The following is a 3,459-nucleotide window of genomic DNA, read 5'->3' as shown; positions in this document are numbered from 1 at the left end:
TGGATCGCTAAATTATTGCGTTATGGACTGATTGAAAAGAGTTTTGTGCCACCCGCGCCAATTCGAGAATTGCGGGACTTGACCCGTTTACGCAAAAAAAGAGAGGAGTTTTCTCATCCCCCCTTCCTTTCAAAATACACATGCAACCGATACTCGCAAATTTCTTTCGTCCAATTATACAAGATTTCTTCATGCTCCCGCGCAATGGAAAATTGGAGCGCAAAAACGTTGTTTGCAAAGGAAATCAGCCCATTCGAACTGCCGCTCCATTTCGTCATTGGCATGCGGGCGATCAACCGGCTCACCTTTTCCTGGTCATATTCCCAGAGGCGCTTCGTTTCTCCGTCGGAAAAATCAATGCGCTTCCGATATTCTTTTTCCGTTAAATACCGATGGAAAAACGGGGCAGCCTCCTGCGGTGTAATTGGTTGATGCCAGCCCGACGGCCCGCGCTCAAGCATGGCTTTTAGGACAACCATTTTGTAGCTTTTTGACATCACCGTACGCTCTACTTCAACAAGCCACGGTTCGTGTTTTAGAAACACTTCCTTTTCCAGCTCCGACAACTCCCCCGCCCAATATAAAAAGCCGACATAAGATCCGAACTCTTGTTTGTACTCCGCTGCTTCACTTCGGCCATGAAGATGCAACTCCAAATACGTCGGCCGTCTGCCAAGCTCCTGTTTCAGCTCCCGATAATCAGCAAGCAGCCGCTCTTTGCGCGGCTGGCGTTTTTTCTGCATCTCCTCGAGAAGATGGATGGCTTGAACATCGAAATGCAGTTCGCACGTTTCTGGAACGGTTGGCACAACGGATTCTCGCGCCTTTTTCTTCGTTTCGCCCCGCTGTGTATCGAACAGGCGCAATTTGACATCCGCATTCCGATAGTTTCCGATTAAATCAATAATCACGCAATAGTCCTTGCCTTCGTACAGCCGCAGCCCGCGCCCAACTTGCTGGGTGAAGACGGTCAGCGATTCCGTCGGCCTTACAAATAAGAGCGTATCAACGGAAGGAATGTCCACTCCTTCATTGAATAAGTCCACGGTGAAAATAGCATCCAATTCACGGCGCTCCAACATGGCAATGGCCTGCTGGCGCGAAATGGCCATCTGCTTTGAATGAAGGCTGACCGTCCGGCAGCCATGGCGTTGGAAATATTCGGACAGGAAATCAGCTTGCCGAATCGATGAACAAAAGACAAGCGTCCTTGTTTTCTTATACTTCTCCCACGCTCGCAAAATCTTCTCCGCCATCTCCTCGCGAAGCTGCGCTTGAAGCAATTCTTCTTCATCGTACCGGTTGCCGAGCCATTTGATTTGCGAATAGTCGGTATCGTCGTAAACCCCATAATAATGAAAGGGGGCCAGCCACCCACGCTGCACCGCTTGGATAAAATCGATGCGGTAGGCGACATTGCCGTCGCAAAGGGCGTATACGTCTTTGTTGTCGCTCCGATCTGGAGTAGCCGTGATGCCCAGCAGAAATTTCGGCTGAAAATATCGAAGAACGCGGTCGTACGAGCGGGCCGCCGCATGATGGAACTCGTCGACAATGATCAAGTCAAATGCGTCCGAGCGAAACGAATGCAAATGTTTTTTCATGCTCAACGTAAAGATCGAGGCAAATACCATGTCGGCATCTCTGTCTTTTTGGTTGCCATCGTACAGTCCTGCTGTCCGATCAGGAATCACGCGTTCAAACGAGCGCTTCGCTTGACGAAGAATTTCCTCACGATGGGCGATAAACAGCACCCGCGAAAAGCGGCGGGCAAAAAAGGCGGCCAAGTATGTTTTTCCCAGCCCGGTCGCCATGACTACCATCGCTTTGTCGTATCCTTCTTCATAGGCAGCTTCCAACCGCTCCAACGCCTCAACTTGGGCAAAGCGCGGCTGGATCGTTCCATATGGTGCCGCCGTTTCATGGACAACATCGACCTTGTCCGCCGTCTCCTCCTCTTGCTTCTTCTCCGTTTCCGTCGGAAGCATCAACTCGATTTCCTCATTCTCCGCCCATATGCGGGCTAAATTGGGGTGCCGCTGGTGGTAGTCCTGATGCTGTTTTTCATAGTCATCGACCGTTTCAGTATTGACCGGCACGGTTTCCGGAGCGTAAAACAGCTTTAAAAACTGCTCCATTGCTTCGGCAAATACATCCTCATCAACGCTCTTATCCAGCCCAAGGTTCCATTCGACACCGTCAGTGAGCGCCGAACGGGACAAGTTGGAAGAACCGACAATGAAGTAGCCGCCTTCTGTATCTTCAAATAGGTACGCTTTTGGATGAAAGGAAATTCCCTCACTCCGATACAAGCGGACCTCGATGTCCGGGTGGATGGATATGAGCTCGCGCAACGCCTCTGGCTGAGTGACAAACAAGTAATCACCAACGCAAATTTTGATATCCGCCCCCCGCCCTGCAGCTGCCCGCAAACTGTCCTTCAATAAGCGAACCCCGGACTTCATGGCAAACGATGTCAGTATGTATATCGTCGACGAGCGTCCTATCTGTTCCTGCAGCTTGTCAAGGAGGCGTTTGGAAATCAACTCCACCTTACTCATCGTGAACCTCAATCAAGAAAATTTTCTCCCGAAAGCCGCCGCGCTTCTCTGCCTTTTTGGCGCGGATTTGTTCCACTTGCTCGATCGAAGCGCCATGGCATTCAGCCAAAGCATGGATAATTTCCAACACGTCTGCGAGCTCTTCAAGAGCCGCCTCATCCGTTTTCGCTTGGAGGTATTCCTCCAGCTCCTCAAACGCTTTTTTCTGCAGTTCTTTCCTATACTCTTCATCGTCAAGTATGCGGGTTGTGAACGTTTTTCCTGATTGTTCAATAATGGTTGGGATGCGGTCACGGACGAGTTTGTTGTATATCGGCATGTCCATTCCTCCATTTACAAAACTATACTACCATTTTACAAAATTTCGCCTTTTTTTCATAGGAAAGAACACACAGAAGACCGCCGTTTCTAAGGCTTATTGCCTGTTGCAAAATGAAAACACCAAAAATTTCACATACCCCCCCTCTTTCATTCCATACTAAGAAAAATCGACATCATTCGCGCTTGGGGGCTATGATGGAACACTCGATCCTTTGGCTTCTTGCTGCGGTGGGCATCGGTTTGCTGGGGCTCAGCTTCCGCGTTTTTTCACCGAGGGAAGTATGGCTTTCGTTTTTGCTCAATGCATATGCGGCGAGTTTTTTCGGTTCGATCGTGGCGGGGGCCGGGCTGCTCGAGTATCCGGTCCGTTTTTTTGCTTCCTACTCACATTTCGCACCCTAACAAGGTCAAAACAAAGGATTTTTTATTTAGTTTTTCAGAATAACTTTTTGACCAACACAACGAGCGACGGCAATCCTTTTTTACCATCGCTGGTCGTTCCGTATCACGTTACACGTAGATGCTCTCATCCATGCCCAATCCCTGCAGAATCCTTCGCTGATCAGGGGTAAGGGAG

At 49.6% G+C, this 3,459-nt stretch carries 3 protein-coding genes and 1 pseudogene; 1 reads left to right on the top strand and 3 read right to left on the bottom strand.

The features are described from left to right. Positions 1-113 precede the first annotated feature (113 nt). Positions 114-2,561, bottom strand: a complete 2,448-nt coding sequence (locus tag CV945_RS16470) for a DEAD/DEAH box helicase family protein (RefSeq protein WP_100660176.1) — start codon at positions 2,559-2,561, stop codon at positions 114-116. Next, complete coding sequence (locus CV945_RS16465; protein ID WP_100660175.1) at positions 2,554-2,880, bottom strand: nucleoside triphosphate pyrophosphohydrolase; 327 nt, start codon at positions 2,878-2,880, stop codon at positions 2,554-2,556. Before CV945_RS16465 ends, CV945_RS16470 begins: the two co-directional genes overlap by 8 nt. A 197-nt stretch (positions 2,881-3,077) precedes the next feature. On the opposite strand from CV945_RS16465, the gene CV945_RS16460 reads away from it, so the two are divergent. After that, the gene (locus CV945_RS16460) at positions 3,078-3,284 is read left to right on the top strand and encodes a hypothetical protein (RefSeq protein ID WP_082063868.1); all 207 of its coding nucleotides are present in this window, start codon (positions 3,078-3,080) and stop codon (positions 3,282-3,284) included. A 108-nt stretch (positions 3,285-3,392) separates the two neighbouring features. On the opposite strand, the pseudogene CV945_RS17930 reads toward CV945_RS16460, so the two are convergent. Beyond that, positions 3,393-3,459 (bottom strand): annotated as a pseudogene (locus CV945_RS17930) (Wall-associated protein precursor); the annotation flags it as partial.

It is taken from the genome of Geobacillus sp. Manikaran-105 (assembly GCF_002809955.1).
Lineage (GTDB): Bacteria > Bacillota > Bacilli > Bacillales > Anoxybacillaceae > Geobacillus > Geobacillus thermophilus.
Note: the sequence above shows the minus strand (reverse complement) of the source record. Positions and strands in the feature narration are given on the sequence as shown.

Bases quoted from the DNA above. Each gene is read 5' to 3' on its own strand.
- CV945_RS16470 (WP_100660176.1), bottom strand. From the start codon at position 2,561: ATGAGTAAGGTGGAGTTGATTTCCAAACGCCTCCTTGACAAGCTGCAG.
- CV945_RS16465 (WP_100660175.1), bottom strand. From the start codon at position 2,880: ATGCCGATATACAACAAACTCGTCCGTGACCGCATCCCAACCATTATT.
- CV945_RS16460 (WP_082063868.1), top strand. From the start codon at position 3,078: ATGGAACACTCGATCCTTTGGCTTCTTGCTGCGGTGGGCATCGGTTTG.